Source organism: Arthrobacter humicola (genome assembly GCF_022803015.1).
Taxonomy (GTDB): domain Bacteria; phylum Actinomycetota; class Actinomycetes; order Actinomycetales; family Micrococcaceae; genus Arthrobacter; species Arthrobacter humicola_A.
Window position 1 is genome coordinate 1 of the sequence record NZ_JAFKON010000020.1, and the last position, 20,688, is coordinate 20,688.

Genomic DNA, 20,688 nt, shown 5'->3' on the forward strand with positions numbered 1-20,688 from the left:
CCCATCCCGAACCCGGAAGCTAAGACCCACAGCGCCGATGGTACTGCACCCGGGAGGGTGTGGGAGAGTAGGTCACCGCCGGAACACCATTAACGGTCGAGGACCCCCACCACCAGGTGGGGGTCCTGCCGCATTTAACCCGTCATTCAGCCCGGACCCCGCCAAACGTGAGGGAGCATCCCGCCGCACCCCGCCAAACGTGAGGGAGCATCACAGGACATCCCGCCCAAGGTGAGGGAGTGTCACAGGACATCCCGCCAAATGTGAGAGAGCGTCACAGCCGCCGCCGCTCACCCCTGGATCAGGGAGCTGCCTGCGCGGGTAGAGTTGGTGCCCATGGATAACCTCTTCAGCCATGCTCCGTCCGGCGCGCCGGAACCTGCCGCGGCGGACGAACTCGATCCCGTCGTCGTCAGCGTTGTGGTGCCGGGCGCAGTTGCCCGGGCCTTCATGGGATTCACGGAACACACGCACCTCTGGTGGCCGCTCGAGGACCACAGCGTCTATGGCGCCGGCTCCTATGTCGAGTTCGAGGAGAACCTGATCATGGAATCCTCGGATGACGGCCGGACGGCTGTTTGGGGATCGATTGACGACTGGCAGCCCCCGCTGTCCTTCCACGCCAGCTGGCACCCCGGAACCACTGCCATGTGGTCCACCGAGCTCCGGGTGGCGTTCAGGGCGGTAGGCGAGGGGACAGAGCTCCGCCTGGTTCACAGCGGCTGGGAGGGCGCCGAGGACCCCGCGGCAGCCCGGGCGGAGTACGCGGCAGGCTGGCCCGCCGTCCTGGACCGCTTCGTTCGGTTCATGGGTGGTGCCGGCGCGGACAGCCCCGAGGCCTGAGCGGCTCCTGGGAGAGGCCCGTTCGTCCCTACCGGCGGACAGACCCGGCGGCCAGCCCCCGGCATGCACAGTCCGGATCTAGCCCGGACCTAGGCGCGCAAAGGTCCCTGGTCGACGGGCGGAACAGCGGTGCTGGACCGGATGATGAAGCGCGTGGGGTATTCGGTGTGCGCGGCCGCCGTGTCTCCGGCGCCGTCGAGCCTGGCCAGCAAACGCCGCACGGCCAACGCACCCTGGCCCCGCGCGTCCTGATCGATCGTGGTCAGCCCGAAGACTTCACCCAGCTCATGGCCGTCGATGCCGATGACGGAGAGATCCTGCGGCACCCGCAACCCGAAATCCCGGGCAGCGAGGATCGTGCCGATCGCCATCTCGTCCGAGGCGGCAAAGACGGCCGTGGGACGCTCCGGAGAGCCGCCGAGCAGCTCACGGGCGTTGGCGTAGGCGCCCCGGATCGTGAAGTCGGCGGAGACCTGCCATCCCGGCCGGACCACCAGTCCGGCGTCCCGCATGGCCTTCTTGAACCCCGCCTGGCGCGTGCCGGGAAGGCGGAAATCCTGCTCGTAGGCGGCATCGCCGGTCATGTGGGCAATTTTGCTGTGGCCAAGCTGGATGAGGTGCCGGGCCGCGGCCTCCGCAATACCGGCGTCATTGATGCGGATGGTCGAAGCCCCGGGTAACGGGCCGCCGATCCCCACGATGGGGCGATGGATGGCCAGCAGCTGGTCGATCTCGGTCTCGGAGAGCTCCAGCGACACGGCGATCACGGCATCCACGCGTTTGCGCAGGAGGAAGTCGTTCAGCACACTGTGGCGGCGCTCCCGGCCCTGGCTGACGTTGTACAGCGTGAGGTCGTAGCCGGCATCCAGGAGGGTCGCCGAGACACCTTCGACCACCGAGGAAAAGAACCACCGGTAGACGGAAGGGACAACGAGGCCCACATTGTGGGTCCGTCCGGAGGCCAGTCCGGAGGCCTGGTACGACGCGACGAAACCGAGCTCTGCGGCGGCGGTGCGGGCCCGCTCCCGGCTACGCGGTGAGACATTGCCCTTGCCGCTCAAGGCGCGTGAAACGGTGGCGATGGAGAGGCCGGCCCGTTCCGCGACGTCCTTGATGCCGGGCATGCCTAGCCCTCCGTGTCCTCGAGATAGATTTCCAGCCAAACAGCTTCACCTGAGCCTAACGGATCGCCCGCGCCGGCCATGTCCCCGGCGTCGTAGCCGGCACCCGTGGGCGTTGAACTGCGCAGCAGCACCCGTCCGGCGGGCAGCTCCAGGGGCTCGGACCCGACATTCAGCAGGACCAGCGTGGAGCCGTTGAGGAAAGCAAGGCTCGTATCGGTGCAGAGGTCCTCGTACCAGGACAGCGAGCCGCGGCCAAGGTCGAGCCGGCGGCGCAGCTCCAGCATGCGCTTGTAGAGGCTCAGATGCGACGACGGCGAAGCGGACTGCACATCCCGGGCCAGCCGTGAGAAACTTTCCGGCTGCGGCAGCCAGGGGTCCTGCCCGTGGCCGAATCCGGCGTTGCGTTCCCCGGCCCGCCAGGGCAGCGGGACTCGGCAGCCGTCGCGGCCCAGCCGTGCGCCGCCGGTGCGGGCGAACGTGGGGTCCTGGCGGCGGGTGTCCGGGATGTCGATCCCGTCCGGCAGGCCAAGCTCTTCACCCTGGTAGAGGTAGGCCCCGCCGGGCAGCCCCAGCATGAACAGGGACGCCGCGGCCGCCCGGGACCGTCCGAGCTCCTCGTTCGGCTGCGGATCCCAGGTGCCGATTCCGTCACCGTCGCGCGGAGCGTGGCCGTCGTACCCGAAGCGGGTGGCGTGGCGGACGACGTCGTGGTTGGAGAGCACCCACGTGCTGGGCGCGGCGACGGCGTCCAGTGCCGTCAGTGACTCCGTGACGATGTGGCGCATCCGGTGCACGTCCAGGCCCGCGTGCAGGTAGGGGAAGTTGAAGGCCTGGTGCATTTCGTCCGGGCGCACCCAATCGGCGAGCCGGGGGAGCGGGTCCACGTTTGCCTCGGCGCAGAGGATCCGGTCGGGGCCGTACTCGGCGAGAATCTGACGCCACCGCCGGTAGATGTCGTGGAGCGCGGGCTGGCCAAACATCGGAGCGTCGCTTCCGGGGAAGCCGTGGGAGCTGCTGCCGTCCGCCCGTCCGCCCCACTCGGGCAGGCCCGGGGCCTTCACGAGGGCGTGCGCCACGTCCACCCGGAAACCGGAGACCCCGCGCTCCAGCCAGAAGCGCAGGACCCGTTCGAATTCTTCGTGGACGGCGCGGTTGTCCCAGTTGAAGTCCGGCTGGGAGGAGTCGAAGAGGTGCAGGTACCACTGCCCGGGGGCGCCGTCCGGTTCGGTGATCCGGGTCCAGGCTGAACCGCCAAAGTGGGACTGCCAGTTGTTCGGCGGCTCCTCGCCGAATGCTCCGCGGCCGTCTCGGAAGATGAACATGTCCCGCTCCGGGCTGCCGGCAGGCGCGGCCAGGGCAGCCTGGAAAGCGTGGTGCTGGTCCGAGCAGTGGTTGGGCACCAGGTCAACGATCATCCGCATTCCCAGCCGGGTGGCCTCGGCCATCATGGCGGCGAAATCGTCCAGGGTGCCGAACAGGGGGTCGACGTCGCAGTAGTCACTGACGTCGTAGCCGGCGTCGCGCTGCGGGGACCGGTAGAAGGGCGAAAGCCAGACGGCGTCGATGTCCAGTTCCGCAAGGCGGGGCAGTTCGGCCGTGATTCCGGCGAGATCGCCGATGCCGTCGCCGTTCAGGTCCCGGAACGAGCGCGGATAGACCTGATAGATGACAGCGGAGCGCCACCATCCCGGAATGTTGTCTGCGGCGTGCACGGGGGTCAGCGGACCCGTCAGAGGTCCGGCCAGCGCGGCGGGGGCGAGGAGAACTGAATCAACGGACATGACGGCAATACTAGGGCTCCCACGCCGGATTATGAAAACGCTTCCAGTCACATTTTGGCGGCAATTTCGACCACCAACTGGACTATCCCGCGCATAGCTGGAAGCGCTTGCAACTGTGAGCCGCATCACCGACAATGCGCAGTCATAGACTGGGAACCGGATTCGACCGAACTGGAGACCGCATGCGTAGCATCATCGACGAGCTGACCACCGCCCTGGGCGCGGAGAAAATTGCCGTGGACGCGACCACCCTGGCCGCGTATGCCGTGGACCAGGCTCCCGTCCTGGATTATCAGCTCCCGCAGGCGGTGGTCCGCGCCGAATCGGTGGCCGACGTGCAGGCAACTGTGCGTGCCTGCGCAGCCCTTGGCGTCGCGCTTGTGGCGCGCGGGGCCGGTACCGGGGTCTCCGGGGGCGCCCACGCGAGCGCAGGCTGCGTGGTGCTCACGCTCGAGGGGATGAACCGCATCCTGGACCTCAACCCGGATGACGAGACCGCCGTCGTGGAACCCGGCGTCATTAACGCCGACCTGAATGCGGCCGCCGCCGTGCACGGGCTCATGTATGCACCGGATCCTGCGAGCTTCAAGATGTCCACCATCGGCGGCAACGTGGCCACCAACGCCGGCGGGCTGCGCTGCGCGAAGTACGGGGTGACCCGCGACTCTGTCCTGGCGCTCGACGTCGTCCTCGCGGACGGCTCCCTCATCCATACCGGCCACCAGACCTTCAAGGGCGTCGCCGGCTATGACCTCACCGGGCTGTTCGTCGGCTCGGAGGGGACCCTGGGGATCGTGGTCGGTGTCACCGTGCGGCTGAAGTACCTGCCGCGCGACGTACACACCATCGCCGCCTTCTACCCGGACTTCCGCAGCGCCGCGGCCGGGGTCCTCGCCGTGGGCAGGGCCCGCGTGCAGCCGGCCATCATGGAACTGCTCGACGGCGGCTCGCTCGCCCAACTCGATGACCTCCACGGCTCGGACCTGGCCGCGCGCGGGGCATCCCTGCTGCTGATCCAGACCGACGGCTTCGGCGCGGCGGCGGAGGCCGCGGCCATCCGCCCGGTCCTGGTGGCGGGAGGAGCGGTGGTGACCATGGAGGCCAACGCGGAGGCAGAGGAGCTTGTCGAACTGCGCCGCAACAGCCGAGGGACCGAGGTGGACGACGAATACCGGGTGGGCGAGGACGTGGCCGTGCCGCGTTCGCGGCTGGTGGATTACGTCGCCGAGCTCGAGTCCATGGCGGCGGAGCACCGGGTGCAGCTCAAAGTCGTGGCACACGCCGGTGACGGCAACCTGCACCCCACCTTCTGGGTCGACCGGGTGGACAATACCGTGGACCCCGATGCCATGGCCCGCCTGGGCGCCGCCCTGGACCGGTCGATTGCCGTGGCCCTGGCCATGGGCGGCACGATCACCGGCGAACACGGGATCGGGCAGTACAAGCTGCGCTGGCTCGGCCTGGAGCAGAAGGAACCCGTGCGTGAGCTGCAGCGCCGGATCAAGGAACTCTTCGATCCGGCCGGGATCCTGAACCCCGGCAAGGCGATTTAGCTCAAGGAGATTTAGCGCGGGCGTGCCACAACATGCCCGGCGCGCGGCTTAGTCGTCGGAGTCGGGGTATTCGTCCACTGAGTCGTCGGCGCCGTAGCGTGATTCCTCGGTCTCCACCTCAAGGATCTTGAGCAATCCAGTGTCCGGGTTGAGCATGATCGCGGCCTCGTCCCGGCGGTGGCGGAGTTCGTTGTCGATGTAGGACTGGACGGCCTCCGCCAGGGGGATGTGCCGGTTCTCCTTCTCGGACATGTACCAGCGGTGCTCCAGGACCTCGTGCACCGCCTCGGCCGGCTCGAGCTTGCCGGAGAGGTCGCGGGGGATGGCCCGGACGATCGGTTCGAAGATCTGGCTGACCCACAGGTGCGCGCTGTATTCCTCGTCCATGCCCGGGTTGTTGTCCGCCCGGAAAGAGTCCATGTCGTTCAGGAGGCGGCGGGCCTGGTTTTCCTGGGCGTCCAGACCGGTCAGGCGCAGCAGTCGGCGCTGGTGATGCCCGGCGTCGACGACCTTCGGCTGGAGCTGGATGGTGGAGCCGTTCTGTGTGGTCTTGATCGCGTATTCCTCGACGTCGAACCCCAGCTCGTTGAGCCGCCGGATCCGGGCGGCCACGCGCCAGCGTTCCCCGATCTCAAACGATTCCTTTGCCGTCAGCTCGGTCCACAACCGCCGGTAGCTGTCCATGATCAGTTCGCTGGTGGCCACGGGGTCCACCTTCTCCTCGATCAGGCCGCCGTCGAGGAGGTCCATGAGTTCCCCGGCGATGTTGACGCGGGCGATTTCGAGGTCGTACTCGCGCTGGCCGGTGGACAAATCCGGGTACAGTTCGCCGGTCTCGGCATCGACCAGGTAGGCGGCGAACGCGCCGGCGTCCCGGCGGAACAAGGTGTTGGAGAGCGAGACGTCGCCCCAGTAGAAGCCGATCAGGTGCAGCCGGACCAGCAGCAGGGCCTGGGCGTCGATGAGCCGGGTCAGGGTGTCCTTGCGCAGCATCTGGGAGAAGAGCGCACGGTAGGGCATGGAGAACTTCAGGTGCCGGGTGACCAGCACGGGGTTCAGCGGCCGGCCCTCCGGGGTGGTGCGTCCGGTGATGACGGCCACCGGCTCCACGCCGGGAACGTCCAGCCGGGCGAGCTTGCGCAGCATGTGGTACTCGTGGCGGGCCACGTGCTCCGAGGTTTCCTTGATGGCGATCACGGAGCCGCCGAGGTGGGCGAAGCGCACGATGTGCCGGGAGATACCGCGGGGGAGGGCTGCCAGATATTCGGCCGGCCAGTCCTCGAGGGCAATGTGCCAAGGCAGGTCCAGCAGCTCGGGCTCGGTGGCGGCGGCCGTGATGCTCAGCGAGCTGGAGGCCATCGCGGCCTTGTCGTCATTGGCGCTGGCGGCCTCGAACCGGGGCAGTTTCCCGATCTGACCGTAGTCGGTGGGCTCGTCGTGCCACTGGGCACTGTTTTCCTCGGTCATGGGGTTTCCTCGGTCATGAATCAATTCTTCCGTATTTGGCGGGCCGCGCCTAAAGCAGGGCCGTTAACGCCCGACGGCGGCCCTCCACTGGGGAGGACCGCCGTCAGTCGTGCTGGGCCCACGCCGGCAGGGTTCCCTGACCGACGCGGAGCGAGGTTAGGGAGCCGGTGGGTGGGGACTAGTCGCCGAGGCGCAGGCCGGTCTTGGTGTCGAACAGGTGTACGTGGCCCGACTGGGGGCGGACCCAGATGGACTCACCCTTCATTGGGGGGCGGCGGCCGTCGACGCGGGCCACGATGTCGTGGCTCTGGCCGTCGAGCGTGGTGTGGCCGTAGACGTAAGCGTCGGCGCCGAGTTCTTCGACGACGTCAACCTCGACCTGGAGACCTTCACCCTGGGCGACAGTCTCAAGGTCTTCCGGGCGGGAACCGAGGGTCACGGTCTGGCCGTGGGCTTCCTCGAGGACGTCGCGCGGCACCGGGTAAACGGTTCCGCCGAACTGCACGCCGCCGTCGACGACGGGGAGTTCGAGCAGGTTCATGGCGGGGGAGCCGATGAAGCCGGCCACGAAGACGTTCTTGGGCTTGTCGTACAGGTTGCGCGGGGTGTCGACCTGCATCAGCAGGCCGTCCTTCAGCACGGCGACGCGGTCACCCATGGTCATGGCCTCGACCTGGTCGTGGGTCACGTAGACGGTGGTGACGCCGAGGCGGCGGGTCAGGGACGCGATCTGGGTGCGGGTCTGCACGCGCAGCTTGGCATCCAGGTTGGACAGCGGCTCATCCATGAGGAAGACCTGCGGGTTACGCACAATGGCCCGGCCCATGGCAACGCGCTGACGCTGGCCGCCGGAGAGGGCCTTCGGCTTCCGGTCCAGGTACGGTTCGAGGTCAAGCAGCTTGGCGGCCTCACGGACGCGTTCGGCGCGCTCTTCCTTGCTGACGCCGGCGATCTTCAGTGCGAAGCCCATGTTGTCCGCCACGGTCATGTGCGGGTACAGGGCGTAGTTCTGGAACACCATGGCGATGTCGCGATCCTTCGGCGGGACGTCAGTGACGTCGCGGTCGCCGATGAGGATGCGGCCGGAGTTGACGTCCTCGAGACCTGCAAGCATGCGCAGGGAGGTCGACTTTCCGCAGCCGGAGGGTCCAACGAGGACCAGGAATTCGCCATCGGCGATATCAATGTTGAGCTTGTCAACAGCGGGCTTCTCGGTGCCCGGGTACAGACGTGTTGCGTTATCAAAAGTAACTGTAGCCACAGTTATCAATCCCTTCACCGGCAGGTACGTGCCGGACGATCCGTAGTGAATGGTCGTTTTATGCAGTTGTTAATTCAATTGTGGGATTTCATACGCATACTCCTCGGCCGAAGCCGAGGAGTACCCAGTGACGCCGCACGGTAGTTGTGCGCCACATCACAAACAGAGTATGTCAGATATATGCCAAATGGGCTAAAAAGTTACGGATGTCACACGTGGGGTCCGTCACGTGGCGCCAGAAAAGGGTAGGTATGCTGTGCGCATGACGGCACTGCAGATCTATGTCAGTTTCCCCGGCACGGCGCGTGAAGCACTTGGCTTCTACGCCGACGTTTTCGGCGGAGAGCTTGCGTTGTTCACGTACGAGGAGTTCAACCGCAGCGATGGCCCGCCGGATGCCATTGCCCACGGACAGCTGAACGGCGTAGTCGCTTTGGCGGGGTCGGATGCGGCTGCGGGCGAGAAAAGCGTCCGCTCCGAAGGCCTCATGCTCTCGCTGCTGGGGACCGCCGAACCGTCAGTTCTCCACGAGTGGTTCGACAAGCTCGCCGTTGGCGGCCGGGTGATCGATCCCCTTGCCCCGAAGCCCTGGGGCGCGACAGATGGCCAGGTCCTCGACCGTCACGGACTGCACTGGTTGATCGGCTACGAGCCTGAGTCGTGACCGACGCCCGGTTGACCGCTCAGTAAGCCCGCGTTAGCTCCGGGAGTTGAGGGCCTTCTTCCGCTCACGCAGCAGGGCCTCCAGCAGTTCGCAGACGTGCACCGGCGCCTCCACCCGGAACTCAGCCTGGGTGAAATCGAGCCCCACCTTTACCCCGAGATCGCCCGGGACGAGGCTGGCCAGGGCGTCCTCGTCGGTGGTGTCGTCTCCGGCGAAGGCCACGGCCGTGGCTCCGGCAGCCTGCCGCAGGAAGGCAATGCCCTCGCCCTTGGAGGCGTTCACGACGGAGGTCTCCAGGACGCGGTTGCCCGACTTGAGGAAGACGCCGCTGCGGTCCTGCAGGACCGCCCGCGCCGCGGCGACGGCGTCCTCGGCGACGTCGTCCGCCGCGAGCCGCGTGTGCAGGACGACGCCGGCCGGCTTGTCTTCCAAAAGGGTCCCCGGGGCCTGTTCCACGATTCCCTCAAGCTCCCGGCGGACCTCGGCCAGGAGTTCGCGTTGGGCGTCGTCGAGCATGAGTTCCGAGGAGCCGGGCCCCATCCAGACCTCTGCGCCGTGGCTGCCGATCAGCAGCGTCTCCTCCGGCGGGGAGGCGACGGCCCGCAGGCTGTCCAGCGCCCGGCCGGAGATGAGCGCCGTCGTCGTCCGGGGCAGTTCCGTCAGCGCCGCGAAGGCGGCTGCGGAGCGCGGGAGCGCGCGGGCGTCGCCGGCATGGTCCACGAGCGGTGCCATGGTGCCGTCGAAGTCCATCGCCACGAGCAGGTGCCCGGTGCCGGCGACGCGGCGCACGGCTGCCAGCAGCTCAGGGGAGAGCGAGAGCGGGGCCGTGTTTGGAGTGTTGGTCTCTGAATCGTGGGTTCCGGCGGCGTCAGGAGTCATCGCGTACAACCTTTTCGGCGAGGGCTTTCAGGAAGTCGGAGGACCAGAGGTCGACGTCGTGGTCCAGAATCTGCTTGCGCATGGCCCGCATGCGGCGTGATGCCTCGGCCGGCTGCATGTTGACGGCCCTCATGATCGTGTCCTTGAGGCCGTCAATGTCGTGCGGGTTCATCAGCAGGGCCTGCTTGAGCTGGTCCGCGGCACCGGCGAACTCACTCAATACCAGCGCTCCGTCGTTGTTTGTCCGGGCCGTGACGTATTCCTTGGCGACGAGGTTCATGCCGTCGCGCAGGGCGGTGACCAGCATGACGTCCGCGGCCAGGTACAGGGACACCATCTCTTCGATGGGGTAGCTGTGGTGCAGATAGCGGACGGCCGTGCTCTCCATGGTGTCGAAGGTGCCGTTGATGTGGCCCACTGTGCCCTCGACCTCCTCACGGAGCAGGCGGTACTGCTCCACACGCTCACGGCTGGGGCTGGCCACCTGGATCAGGGTCGCGTCCTCGACGGTGACCTTGGCGTCCTGCAGCAGTTCCTCGTACGCCTTGAGCCTGTGCCGGATGCCCTTGGTGTAGTCGAGCCTGTCGACGCCGAGCAGGATGGTCTTGGGATTGCCGAGGTCCCGGCGGATCTGCTGCGCCCGCTCGATTACCTCCGGCTTCTTCGCTAGCTCGGTGATCTGCTTGACATCAATGGAGATCGGGAACGCCTGGGCCCTCGCGATGTGGGTGGTTTCGCCGTCGGTGCCCCTGACATGGACCTGCTGCTGCTTGACGCTCGCGCCAAGGAAACGCCGTGCGGAGCGCATGAAGTTTCCGGCATCGCTGCTGCGCTGGAAGCCCACCAGGTCCGCCCCCAGGAGGCCGTCGATGATCGCCCGGCGCCACGGGAGCTGGGCAAAGATCTCCGGCGGCGGGAAGGGGATGTGGTTGAAGAACCCGATCTTCAGATCCGGCCGGGCCTCCCGGAGCAGCTTGGGAACCAGTTGGAGCTGGTAGTCCTGCACCCAGACGGTGGCACCCTCGGCCGCATGGCGGATGACGGCGTCGGCGAATCTCCGGTTGACCTTCCGGTACGAATCCCACCAGGTGCGGTGGAACTCCGGAGGGGCGATCACGTCGTGGTAAAGCGGCCACAACGTGGCGTTCGAAAAGCCCTCGTAGAAAAGCTCGATGTCCTCGGTGCTCAGCTGGACGGGGATCAGGTCGATGCCGCCATGGCTGAAAGGCTTGACCGTCTCATCGGGGGCTCCGTGCCAGCCCACCCACGCGCCGTCGGTCTTGGTCATCATCGGGGCCAGGGCTGTCACGAGTCCGCCGGGGGAGCGGCGCCAGCCGTCCTCGCAGCCGGTCTCGTCGGCCGAACAGCGGTCGACGGGCAGCCGGTTGGACACCACCATGAAGTCGAACTGGTCCCCTGCCGCGGCGCCGGTGGGGGCGCTGTCGGTGGCCGTCCGCGCCGCTTCAGTGGTGCTCTGTGTGCCGTGGCCGGCGCTGTCCGTTGCTTGCATTGGTGCCCCCTGGGGTCCGCTCGTGGCTCTCCATCAACCCTAGCCGCCCGGAATCTTCCGGGCTATTCGTCCGTTGGGCAGGCGGAAGGGAAACTTGAAAGCGCAAGTTCTCGGGTTTCTCCCCTAAAATGATGACGTTGCCACTGAGTGGACCGTCCCTGGCCGAACGACCCGAGGAACCAATGAGCCCCGCAAACGAACCCCGACTGTCTAAGGCAGAGCGCACTGCCGCGGCGCGCGAGAAAGCCCGCGAGATCCGCGAGGCGCAGCTGAAGAAGGAGAAGCGCAACAAGCTGCTGATCGGCTGGGGCATCGTTGCCGCCGTCATCGCCATCATCGTGATCGTCGCGCTGGTTGTCACCTCCAACATCAAGAACAACGCCCCGGTTGCCGACGAGGGACCCACGCCGGCCAACGGCAACATCCACGGCGGTGTCACCCTGCTGGCGAACACCGACGTGGCGAAGACCGATCCCGCAACCGTGAAGCTGTCCGACCTCCCGTCCGCTCCGGCCACGCCGCCGTCTCCGGTCACGGCCCCCGGCGCCGAGGCTGAGGCCGGCAAGCCGGTCAAGGTGGTCCTTTACATCGACTTCATCTGTCCCGTCTGCAAGAACTTCGAGGCGCAGTACAACGAGACGCTCACCAAGCTGCGCAACGAGGGCAAAATCACCGTGGAGTACCGCCCGCTCGGATTCCTGGACAGCCGGTCCACCACGAACTACTCCTCGCGCGCGGCCAACGCCGCAGCCTGCGTGGTCAACGAATCCCCGGAGAAGTACTCGGACTTCGTCGACGTGCTGTTCGCCAAGCAGCCGGCCGAAGGCAGCGCCGGACTCTCCGACAACGAGCTGAAGACGCTGGCCACCGACGCCGGGGCCAAGAGCATCGAGACATGCGTGGATGGCAAGACCTACCGTCCGTGGGTGAAGCACACCACCCAGGAGGCCACGGTAATCGGCATCACCGGCACGCCCACCGTGTTCGTTGAAGGCAAGCAGTGGGGTGTCGGCGACAGCGCCCAGACCCCGTTCGACCAGTACCTGCAGGCCGCGATCGACGCCAAGAAGTAACCGCACAACGGCACATGCCGTTGAAGGCGCGCAGTTAAAGGCCACAAGTTGATGGCCCGGCCCCGGATCGTTCCGGGGCCGGGCCATTGCTTTGGGTTCGCTTTAGGCCTTCGCTGGGCGGGAGGGGCGTTGCGCGTTTTTCTCTGGGTTTTTCTCACCGGGCGTCGGTGGGCTAATCTTGTCTAGCGTCCTGACATCCACGCCATTTTGTGGCCCGGAGTTGTGTCAGGCAGCAGGAATGCCTCCTTAGCTCAGTTGGCCAGAGCACCGCTCTTGTAAAGCGGGGGTCGTCGGTTCGAATCCGACAGGGGGCCCCACGAACCCCTCCGTTCCGGCGATTTTGGCCGGGACGGAGGGGTTTTCTTATGTCTTAAAACGGGCGGCGGCCCCGGCTGTGGAGGTGGGCGGGCTGAACCTGGCGGCCGTCCCGTGGTGACGGGCCGCCGTCGTCGTTCAATCAGAAGCGCAAGGCGAAGGGCGGCGTTCGACTGCTTCTCCACAAACGAGGCGCCAAGGCGCCTCGTCTATGGAGCCTCTGCAGTCTCTCTTAAGCCAAGCGGGTTAGGCGCGCCTGTCGCCGATGTTCTGCTGAGCTACCAGCCGCGCTCGGCGAGGCGGTGCGGCTGCGGGATCTCGTCGACGTTGATGCCGACCATGGCCTCGCCCAGGCCGCGGGAGGCCTTGGCGATCTCGTCCGGGTCGTCGTAGAACGTGGTGGCCTTCACGACGGCGGCGGCCCGCTGGGCCGGGTTGCCGGACTTGAAGATGCCGGAGCCGACAAACACGCCGTCGGCGCCGAGCTGCATCATCATCGCGGCGTCGGCCGGGGTGGCGATGCCGCCGGCGGTGAACAGCACCACCGGGAGCTTGCCGGTCGCGGCAACTTCCTTGACCAGTTCGTACGGGGCCTGCAGCTCCTTGGCCGCGACGTAGAGCTCGTCCTCGGCCATGCCGGCGAGCTTCTTGATCTCGGCACGGATCTGGCGCATGTGCGTGGTGGCGTTGGAGACGTCCCCGGTGCCGGCCTCGCCCTTGGACCGGATCATCGCCGCGCCCTCGTTGATGCGGCGCAGCGCCTCGCCCAGGTTGGTCGCACCGCAGACGAACGGAACGGTGAAGTTCCACTTGTCGATGTGGTTGGTGTAGTCCGCCGGGGTCAGGACCTCGGACTCGTCAATGTAGTCCACGCCCAAAGACTGCAGGACCTGCGCCTCGACGAAGTGCCCGATCCGGGCCTTGGCCATCACGGGCACGGACACGGCCGCGATGATCTTGTCGATCATGTCGGGATCGGACATGCGGGACACGCCGCCCTGGGCGCGGATATCGGCCGGAACGCGTTCCAGCGCCATCACGGCCACGGCACCGGCGTCTTCGGCGATGCGGGCCTGCTCGGCGTTGACGACGTCCATGATGACGCCGCCCTTGAGCATCTCAGCCATGCCGCGCTTGACGCGGCTGCTGCCCGTGACGTTCTTCGCGGTTGCGGGCTGGAACGGGGTATCAAGCATGTGTGTTTCCTTGGCTGGTGGTGGCGGAGAGTTCCGTCGACGAAGCGGCGACGGTACCGGGTAACTCGTCAAAACAATTGAAGCTGTAGAGATGAATGCCATCGACGACAGGCTGGGCGGTCAGCTCGTTGATGAGAGTGCCGGGCGAGTAGCGTTCGCCGCTCAGGAGGCGGCGGGCGAGCGGTCGTTTCCCGCTAAGGAACCGCAGGGACGTTCCGACGCCGATCTTCGTTGCCAGTGCAATCAGCCTGGTTCTTTGGACGGACCCGGCAACCCCGGCCAGGACCGGAAGCATGACTCCCTCGCGGCGCAGCATCGCCGTGTAGCTATGGATACTGTCGGCCGAGAAGCACATCTGCGTGACGACGTTGGAGGCAAGTTCCTGCTTGGCCAACAATGATTCGAGCAGCTGCCGCGGGCCGATGCCGGGATGACCCTCCGGATACCCGGCGACCCCAACGGCCATCTGGCCGCCGCTGATTTCGGCGATCTCGCGCAGCAGCTCGCCGCCATTGGCGAAGGGACCCGCGGGCTGCGGGGCGTCACCGCCAACCGCGAACACTTCCGAGATGCCGTACCCAGCGCATTCCCGGATGATACGGGCCAGCTGGGTGCTATCCGCCAGGCTGCGGGCCGCGATGTGCGGGACCACGGTGTAGCCGAGCAGACTGAGCTGGGCGGCCGTGCGCATGGTCCGCCCGGTTCCGTGGTGAGGCAGACACGTGATGGTGAGTGTCGTGGTCAGCGGCACTGCCGACTGGATCTTTTTGACGATTCCCTCGGAAGGAATGATTTCAAGTCGTATGGGAAACATCTCTGGTCCTCCGTCGATGTCAGGCGCCGGCTTGGGCGCCGAGCAGCGAGCTGGCTTCCTGGCGGGTGCTTCCGGAGCTTTCGATGTGGGCGAGCTGGGCCGGGATTTCCCAGCCTTTCTTGCGCATCGCGGTGGCCCAGAGCCGGCCGGCGCGGTAGGAGGAACGCACCAGGGGCCCGGACATGACGCCCAGGAAGCCGATCTCGTCGGCTTCGTGCTGCAGGTCCACGAATTCCTGCGGCTTGACCCAGCGGTCCACCGGCAGGTGCCGTTCGGAGGGGCGCAGGTACTGGGTGATGGTGATCAGGTCGCAGCCGGCCTCGTGCAGGTCCCGCAGTGCCTCGGAGATTTCCTCGCGGGTCTCGCCCATGCCGAGGATCAGGTTGGACTTGGTCACCATGCCGAGCTTGCGGCCCTGGGTGATGACGTCCAGGGACCGGTCGTAGCGGAACGCGGGGCGGATGCGCTTGAAGATCCGGGGCACGGTCTCGACGTTGTGGGCGAAGACCTCGGGCTTGGAGTCGCAGATCGCCGCGATGTGCTCGGGCTTGCCGGAGAAGTCGGGGATCAGCAGTTCGACGCCGGTGCCCGGGTTCAGTTCGTGGATCTTGCGGACCGTTTCGGCGTAGAGCCAGACGCCCTCGTCGGCGAGGTCGTCGCGGGCCACGCCGGTGACGGTGGCGTAGCGCAGGGCCATGGCCTGGACCGAGCGGGCGACCTTGGTGGGTTCGAACATGTCCACGGGGGAGGGCTTGCCGGTGTCGATCTGGCAGAAGTCGCAGCGCCGGGTGCATTCGGAGCCGCCGATCAGGAAGGTGGCTTCCTTGTCTTCCCAGCACTCGAAGATGTTGGGGCAGCCGGCCTCCTCACACACCGTGTGGAGGCCCTCCTTCTTGACGAGGTTTTTGAGCTGGACGAACTCCGGGCCCATCTGGACCTTGGCCTTGATCCATTCCGGCTTCCGTTCCACCGGTGTGGCCGCGTTTCGCTGCTCAATGCGCAGCATCTTCCGGCCTTCTGGTGCCAGTGTCACAGTAAAGCTCCTTCTGGGCCAGGGCGGGGTGTTTCCGGGCAACTCCATGGTCAGGGCTTGGCCCCGGTCCCGTCTACTAATGAACTGCGCGGTTTTGCACTTGCGTATAGACAATCGTCCAAAGTCCACGCGCTGGAGCGGTCTTCATACATATGGATAAAGGGTATCGACAAAATTAGGCAGGTTGCTGTAGTCAGCCGCACAGGCCCTGCCCAATGATGGAGGGCAACAACGCTGTGACCCCGGTCACGGCGCAAGCGACACGCTTTTGATCTGCGGCGGGAGAGTCCTGCAAGCAAATGATGCGGGCGCCGTAGGAGCAAATCCTCCCCAGGAATCTCTCAGGCCCACGTACCGCCGCGACGAGGCAACTCTGGAAAGCAGTTCGCCCTTCATCATGAAGGGCGAGCTCACCGACGGTGCAAGCAGACCCCTGTCTGCGGAATCTCTCAGGTCCACGACAGAGCGGGGAGGAACTTGATCCACAGCCGTGTCCTTCGGGCCGGCCCGACCCTGGAGTTCCATATGACCGTTCAGTCCCATCCCTCTGCCTTCGTAGACCGGCACATCGGCGCGCGCCGCCAGACCGACATCGACACCATGCTCAAGGCGATCGGCTACGACAGCGTTGATGGCCTCGTGGACACTGCCGTGCCCGACTCCATCCGCCAGCAAAAGCCGCTCAGCCTCGACGGCGCGCTGAGCGAGGTCGAGGTGCTGGCCGAGCTGCGCAAGCTGGCGTCGAAGAACAAGACCGCCGTGCAGATGATCGGGCAGGGCTACTACGACACGCTCACCCCGCCGGTGATCCGCCGCAACATCCTTGAGGCCCCGGCCTGGTACACGGCCTATACCCCGTACCAGCCGGAGATCTCGCAGGGCCGGCTTGAGGCGCTGCTGAATTTCCAGACCATGGTCCAGGACCTCACCGCTCTGCCGGTCGCGAATGCTTCCCTGCTGGATGAAGCCACCGCAGTCGCCGAGGCAGTGCTTCTGATGCGCCGGGCCAACAAAAACAAGTCCGCTGCCGGGGCCAAGACCGTCCTCGATACCGATGTGCTGCCGCAGACCATCGCGATCGTCAAGGGCCGTGCCGAGGCGCTGGGCTTCGAGGTTGAGGTCGCCGACCTCTCGAAGGGCCTGCCCGACGGCGTCATCAACGGCGTCGTCCTGCAGCAGCCGGGCGTCTCCGGCCGGGTGTGGGACCAGTCTGCCGTGATCGCGGAGGCTAAGGAACGCGGCGCACTGGTCACCGTGGCGGCGGATCTGCTTGCCCTGACCCTGATTACCCCTCCGGGCGAGCAGGGGGCTGACATCGCAGTCGGCTCCACGCAGCGCTTCGGTGTGCCGCTGTTTTTCGGCGGGCCGCACGCCGCCTACATGGCGGTGCGTGAGGGCATGGAACGCACGCTTCCGGGCCGCATTGTGGGGGTGTCCAAGGACAACGCCGGCGTCCCCGCCTACCGTCTGGCCCTGCAGACCCGCGAGCAGCACATCCGCCGTGAGAAGGCCACGTCCAACATTTGCACCGCGCAGGCGCTGTTGGCCATCGTCTCCTCGATGTACGCCGTCTATCACGGCCCCGATGGCCTGAAGGCGATCGCCGAGGCCGTCCACAACAACGCCCGCACCCTGGCAGCGTCCCTTAAGGCCGCCGGCCGCGAGTTGGTATCCGAGTCCTTCTTCGACACCGTCACGGTCCGCGTCCCCGGCAAGGCCGCCAAGGTCATCGCGGCGGCCGAGGCCCGCGGCATCAACCTTCGCGTGATCGACGCCGACACGGTGGGTGTATCCGTTGATGAAACCACGACGCCGGACGTCCTCGCCGCCGTTGCCGTCGCCTTTGGCGCCGGCCCGGTCGGTTCAGCCCAGGGTCTCGAACTGCCGGAGTCCGTGCTGCGCTCCTCCGACTTCCTGCAGCACCCGGTGTTCAACACGCACCGTTCCGAGACCCAGTTGCTGCGCTATATCCGCCGCCTCTCGGACCGCGATCTGGCCCTGGACCGGACCATGATCCCGCTGGGGTCGTGCACCATGAAGCTGAACGCCACGGCCGAGATGGAGGCCATCTCCTGGCCGGAGTTCGCTTCCATCCACCCCTTCGCCCCGGAATCCCAGACCGCCGGCTGGCGTGAACTGATCGAGGACCTCGAAGGCCAGCTGACCGAGATCACGGGCTACGACCAGGTCTCGATCCAGCCCAACGCCGGTTCCCAGGGCGAGCTCGCGGGCCTGCTGGCGATCCGCGGCTACCATCTCTCCCGCGGCGATGCCCAGCGCACCGTCTGCCTGATCCCGGCCTCCGCGCACGGCACGAACGCGGCCTCGGCCGTGCTCGCCGGCATGAAGGTCGTGGTCGTGGCCACGGCTTCGGACGGCACGATCGACCACGCGGACCTGACCGCGAAGATCGAGCTGCACAAGGACGCGCTGTCCTGCATCATGATCACCTACCCGTCCACGCACGGGGTGTACGACGCCGATGTCCGCGAGGTCTGCGACGCGATCCACGCCGCCGGCGGCCAGGTCTACATCGACGGCGCCAACCTCAACGCCCTGGTCGGTCTGGCCCAGCCGGGCATGTTCGGCGGCGACGTCTCGCACCTGAACCTGCACAAGACCTTCTGCATCCCGCACGGCGGCGGCGGACCGGGCGTCGGCCCGGTCGCGGCCAAGGCCCACCTGGCACCGTTCATGCCCGGCAACGCGGCTGATCCGGCCAACGGCGCCGACGGCACCCCGATCTCCGCCTCCCGCTACGGCTCGGCAGGTGTGCTGCCGATCTCCTGGGCGTACGTGAAGCTCATGGGGGGCCGGGGCCTCACCGAGGCGACCAAGTCCGCGCTGCTCGCAGCCAACTATGTTGCGTCCCGGCTGGATGAGCACTTCCCGGTGCTCTATATGGGCGCGGGTGGCCTGGTGGCCCACGAGTGCATCCTGGATTTGCGTGAACTGACCGCCCGCTCAGGAGTCACGGCCGAGGACGTGGCCAAGCGCCTGATCGACTACGGCTTCCACGCACCCACGCTGTCCTTCCCGGTGGCGGGCACCCTCATGGTGGAGCCCACCGAATCCGAGGACCTTGCGGAGATTGACCGCTTCATCGAGGCGATGATCACCATCCGCCAGGAAATCGACCAGGTCGTCAACGGCGACTTCACGGTGGAGAACTCGCCGTTGCGCAACGCACCCCACACGGCTGCCGCCGTCGTTAGCTCTCATTGGGACCGCGCGTACCCGCGTGAGCAGGGGGCGTTTCCGGTCCTCCAGCTGAAGCAGGACAAGTACTTCCCGCCGGTCGGACGGATCGACGGCGCGGCCGGGGACCGCAACCTGATCTGCTCGTGCCCATCCCTCGAATCGTTCGAGCAAAGCACAGCATCGTTCGAGGACAACACAGCAGCGTTCGAAAACTAAGGACTGACTCAATGACTGAGAATTACACCGCTCTTTACGAGCAGCACAAAAAAGCCGGCGCCTTCTTCACGGACTTCGGCGGCTGGCAGATGCCCCTCAAATACGAATCTGAACTCGCAGAGCACCACGCTGTCCGCAACGCCGCGGGCCTGTTCGACCTCTCCCACATGGGCGAAGTCTGGGTCAGCGGTCCGGACGCGGCCGGGTTCCTCGACTACGCCCTGGTCGGGAAGCTGTCGGCGATCGCCGTTGGCAAGGCCAAGTACTCGCTGATCTGCAACACCGACGGCGGCATCATCGACGACCTCATCACCTACCGTCGCGCTGAGGACAGGTACCTCGTGGTCCCCAATGCGGGCAACGCCAAGGTAGTCGCCGCGGCCCTCGCTGAGCGGGCCGGTTCCGGAAAGGACGGCGGATTCGACGTCACCGTCCAGGACGCCTCTGCGGAGACCTCGCTGATCGCCGTCCAGGGCCCCAACGCAGAAGCCATTCTGCTGACCCTTGTCCCAACCGAGCAGCATGTCCTGGTCACCGACCTGAAGTACTACGCCGCGGTCGAGGTCCAGATCAAGGGACAGGATCTGCTTCTCGCCCGCACCGGCTACACCGGCGAGGACGGCTTCGAGATCTACATCCCGAACGAGGATGCGGCAGGTCTATGGGAAGCCTTGCTTGAAGCGGGCGAAGAATACGGCCTCATTCCCGCCGGCCTCGCGTCCCGCGACTCCCTCCGTCTCGAGGCCGGCATGCCACTCTACGGCAACGAGCTCTCCCGCTACGTCAACGCCTACGCCGCCGGACTGGGCCCCGTTGTCTCGCTCACCAAGGAAAGCGACTTTGTGGGCAAGGAGGCGCTGACGGCGATCAAGGCTGCCGGCGTCGGATCGTCCATCGGCCAAAAGCTTGTGGGACTCAAGGGCACGGGGCGCAGGGCAGCCCGGGCCCATTACTCCGTCCTCAAGAACGGAACGCTCATCGGTGAGGTGACCTCGGGCCAGCCGAGCCCGACGCTCGGTTACCCGGTCGCCCTGGCATATGTCGACGTCGAGAACTCAGAACCTGGCACGATCGTCGACGTCGAACTCCGCGGCAAGACGGAACCGTTCGAAGTCGTCGCGCTGCCGTTCTACAAGCGCCAAAAGTAAGTCCCCTCGGGTCGCCGTTGGCCCTTCCGGGCCGGGGTAAACAAGTTTTACGAACGAGAAGAAAGAAGGATTTGAGATGAGCAAAGTAGTTGCTGAACTGAAGTATTCGGCTGAGCACGAGTGGGTTGCTTCAGATGGCGCCGGGCCCGCGGGCATTGGCATTTCCGCTGTCGCCGCCGACGCGCTGGGCGACATCGTGTACGTGGACCTGCCCGAGGTCGGGTCGACGGTGACTGCGGGGGAGACCTGCGGCGAGGTTGAGTCGACCAAGTCGGTCTCGGACCTGTACGCGCCGGTGACGGGCGAGGTCACCGAAATCAACCCTGCCGTCGTCGATGACCCCGCGCTGATCAACAGCGATCCGTACGGCGCCGGCTGGCTCTTCAAGGTGGCGGTCGCTGAAGAAGGCCCGCTGCTCTCGGCGCAGGAGTACGCGTCCAAGAACGGCGGCGAACTGTGAGCCCCTTGACGGGGATTGCCCCCTTTGAGCAGGTCGTTTCCCGGAGTCTGGACGCGGACCTGTCCGTGCTGGATCCGGAGATCGCCGCGAAGATCGACGCCGAACTCAGCCGGCAGCGTGACGGTTTGGAGATGATCGCCTCGGAGAACC

At 66.4% G+C, this 20,688-nt stretch carries 16 protein-coding genes, 1 tRNA gene, 1 rRNA gene, 1 pseudogene and 1 riboswitch; of the genes and pseudogenes, 10 read left to right on the forward strand and 9 right to left on the reverse strand.

Annotated features, from left to right (window positions below):
• Nucleotides 1-84, forward strand: a 5S ribosomal RNA gene (rrf, locus tag ARTB_RS20865); the annotation flags it as partial.
• A 252-nt stretch (nt 85-336) separates the two neighbouring features.
• The gene (locus tag ARTB_RS20870) at nt 337-843 is read left to right on the forward strand and encodes an SRPBCC domain-containing protein (RefSeq protein WP_243182209.1); all 507 of its coding nucleotides are present in this window, start codon (nt 337-339) and stop codon (nt 841-843) included.
• Between the two features lie 89 nt (nt 844-932).
• Here the strand turns inward: ARTB_RS20870 and ARTB_RS20875 are convergent, their stop codons facing one another.
• Together ARTB_RS20875 and ARTB_RS20880 are read right to left on the reverse strand one after the other, a co-directional pair.
• Entirely contained in the window at nt 933-1,967 is a 1,035-nt protein-coding gene (locus tag ARTB_RS20875) for a LacI family DNA-binding transcriptional regulator (protein ID WP_243182210.1), read from the reverse strand.
• Nucleotides 1,968-1,969: 2 nt separating this feature from the next.
• Nucleotides 1,970-3,748 carry a glycoside hydrolase family 13 protein gene (locus tag ARTB_RS20880; RefSeq protein ID WP_243182211.1) on the reverse strand — a complete coding sequence of 593 codons (1,779 nt, stop codon included), beginning with the start codon at nt 3,746-3,748 and terminating at the stop codon, nt 1,970-1,972.
• A gap of 182 nt (nt 3,749-3,930) precedes the next feature.
• Between ARTB_RS20880 and ARTB_RS20885 the strand changes: the two genes are divergently transcribed.
• On the forward strand, nt 3,931-5,301 hold the full coding sequence (locus tag ARTB_RS20885; RefSeq protein ID WP_243182212.1) for an FAD-binding oxidoreductase: 1,371 nt from the start codon (nt 3,931-3,933) through the stop codon (nt 5,299-5,301).
• A gap of 48 nt (nt 5,302-5,349) precedes the next feature.
• Here the strand turns inward: ARTB_RS20885 and ARTB_RS20890 are convergent, their stop codons facing one another.
• Both ARTB_RS20890 and ARTB_RS20895 read right to left on the reverse strand, forming a co-directional pair.
• The gene (locus ARTB_RS20890; protein ID WP_243182213.1) at nt 5,350-6,768 is read right to left on the reverse strand and encodes a DUF4032 domain-containing protein; all 1,419 of its coding nucleotides are present in this window, start codon (nt 6,766-6,768) and stop codon (nt 5,350-5,352) included.
• A gap of 178 nt (nt 6,769-6,946) precedes the next feature.
• On the reverse strand, nt 6,947-8,029 hold the full coding sequence (locus tag ARTB_RS20895) for an ABC transporter ATP-binding protein (RefSeq protein ID WP_018775851.1): 1,083 nt from the start codon (nt 8,027-8,029) through the stop codon (nt 6,947-6,949).
• 262 nt (nt 8,030-8,291) lie between these two features.
• Between ARTB_RS20895 and ARTB_RS20900 the strand changes: the two genes are divergently transcribed.
• Entirely contained in the window at nt 8,292-8,693 is a 402-nt protein-coding gene (locus ARTB_RS20900) for a VOC family protein (protein WP_243182214.1), read from the forward strand.
• Between the two features lie 33 nt (nt 8,694-8,726).
• On the opposite strand, the gene otsB is transcribed toward ARTB_RS20900, so the two are convergent.
• Nucleotides 8,727-9,572 (reverse strand): trehalose-phosphatase, encoded by an 846-nt coding sequence (gene otsB / locus ARTB_RS20905; protein WP_243182215.1) that lies wholly within the window; start codon nt 9,570-9,572, stop codon nt 8,727-8,729.
• Entirely contained in the window at nt 9,562-10,971 is a 1,410-nt protein-coding gene (locus tag ARTB_RS20910) for an alpha,alpha-trehalose-phosphate synthase (UDP-forming) (protein WP_243182222.1), read from the reverse strand. Before ARTB_RS20910 ends, otsB begins: the two co-directional genes overlap by 11 nt.
• A gap of 293 nt (nt 10,972-11,264) precedes the next feature.
• Here ARTB_RS20910 and ARTB_RS20915 point away from each other — a divergent pair, with 293 nt between their 5' ends.
• Nucleotides 11,265-12,155 (forward strand): DsbA family protein, encoded by an 891-nt coding sequence (locus tag ARTB_RS20915; protein WP_028278087.1) that lies wholly within the window; start codon nt 11,265-11,267, stop codon nt 12,153-12,155.
• 240 nt (nt 12,156-12,395) lie between these two features.
• A tRNA-Thr gene (locus ARTB_RS20920) sits at nt 12,396-12,472 on the forward strand.
• Nucleotides 12,473-12,748: 276 nt separating this feature from the next.
• Here the strand turns inward: ARTB_RS20920 and pdxS are convergent.
• Genes pdxS through lipA form a run of 3 tightly spaced genes read right to left on the reverse strand, consistent with a single transcriptional unit; the run spans nt 12,749 to nt 15,513 of the window.
• On the reverse strand, nt 12,749-13,666 hold the full coding sequence (pdxS, locus tag ARTB_RS20925; RefSeq protein WP_243182216.1) for a pyridoxal 5'-phosphate synthase lyase subunit PdxS: 918 nt from the start codon (nt 13,664-13,666) through the stop codon (nt 12,749-12,751).
• Nucleotides 13,659-14,480: a methylenetetrahydrofolate reductase gene (locus tag ARTB_RS20930; protein ID WP_243182217.1), complete on the reverse strand. Its 822-nt coding sequence runs from the start codon at nt 14,478-14,480 to the stop codon at nt 13,659-13,661. Before ARTB_RS20930 ends, pdxS begins: the two co-directional genes overlap by 8 nt.
• Nucleotides 14,481-14,499: 19 nt before the next feature.
• Nucleotides 14,500-15,513 carry a lipoyl synthase gene (lipA, locus tag ARTB_RS20935; RefSeq protein ID WP_243182218.1) on the reverse strand — a complete coding sequence of 338 codons (1,014 nt, stop codon included), beginning with the start codon at nt 15,511-15,513 and terminating at the stop codon, nt 14,500-14,502.
• A 269-nt stretch (nt 15,514-15,782) separates the two neighbouring features.
• Nucleotides 15,783-15,880, forward strand: a riboswitch (glycine riboswitch).
• Nucleotides 15,881-16,038: 158 nt separating this feature from the next.
• Here lipA and gcvP point away from each other — a divergent pair.
• The 4 genes and pseudogenes from gcvP to ARTB_RS21685 all read left to right on the forward strand — a co-directional run.
• Nucleotides 16,039-18,930: an aminomethyl-transferring glycine dehydrogenase gene (gene gcvP, locus ARTB_RS20940; protein ID WP_243182219.1), complete on the forward strand. Its 2,892-nt coding sequence runs from the start codon at nt 16,039-16,041 to the stop codon at nt 18,928-18,930.
• 11 nt (nt 18,931-18,941) lie between these two features.
• Nucleotides 18,942-20,078 carry a glycine cleavage system aminomethyltransferase GcvT gene (gcvT, locus tag ARTB_RS20945; protein WP_243182220.1) on the forward strand — a complete coding sequence of 379 codons (1,137 nt, stop codon included), beginning with the start codon at nt 18,942-18,944 and terminating at the stop codon, nt 20,076-20,078.
• Nucleotides 20,079-20,154: 76 nt separating this feature from the next.
• Nucleotides 20,155-20,538 carry a glycine cleavage system protein GcvH gene (gene gcvH, locus ARTB_RS20950; protein WP_243182221.1) on the forward strand — a complete coding sequence of 128 codons (384 nt, stop codon included), beginning with the start codon at nt 20,155-20,157 and terminating at the stop codon, nt 20,536-20,538.
• A gap of 5 nt (nt 20,539-20,543) precedes the next feature.
• Nucleotides 20,544-20,688 (forward strand): annotated as a pseudogene (locus ARTB_RS21685) (serine hydroxymethyltransferase); the annotation flags it as partial.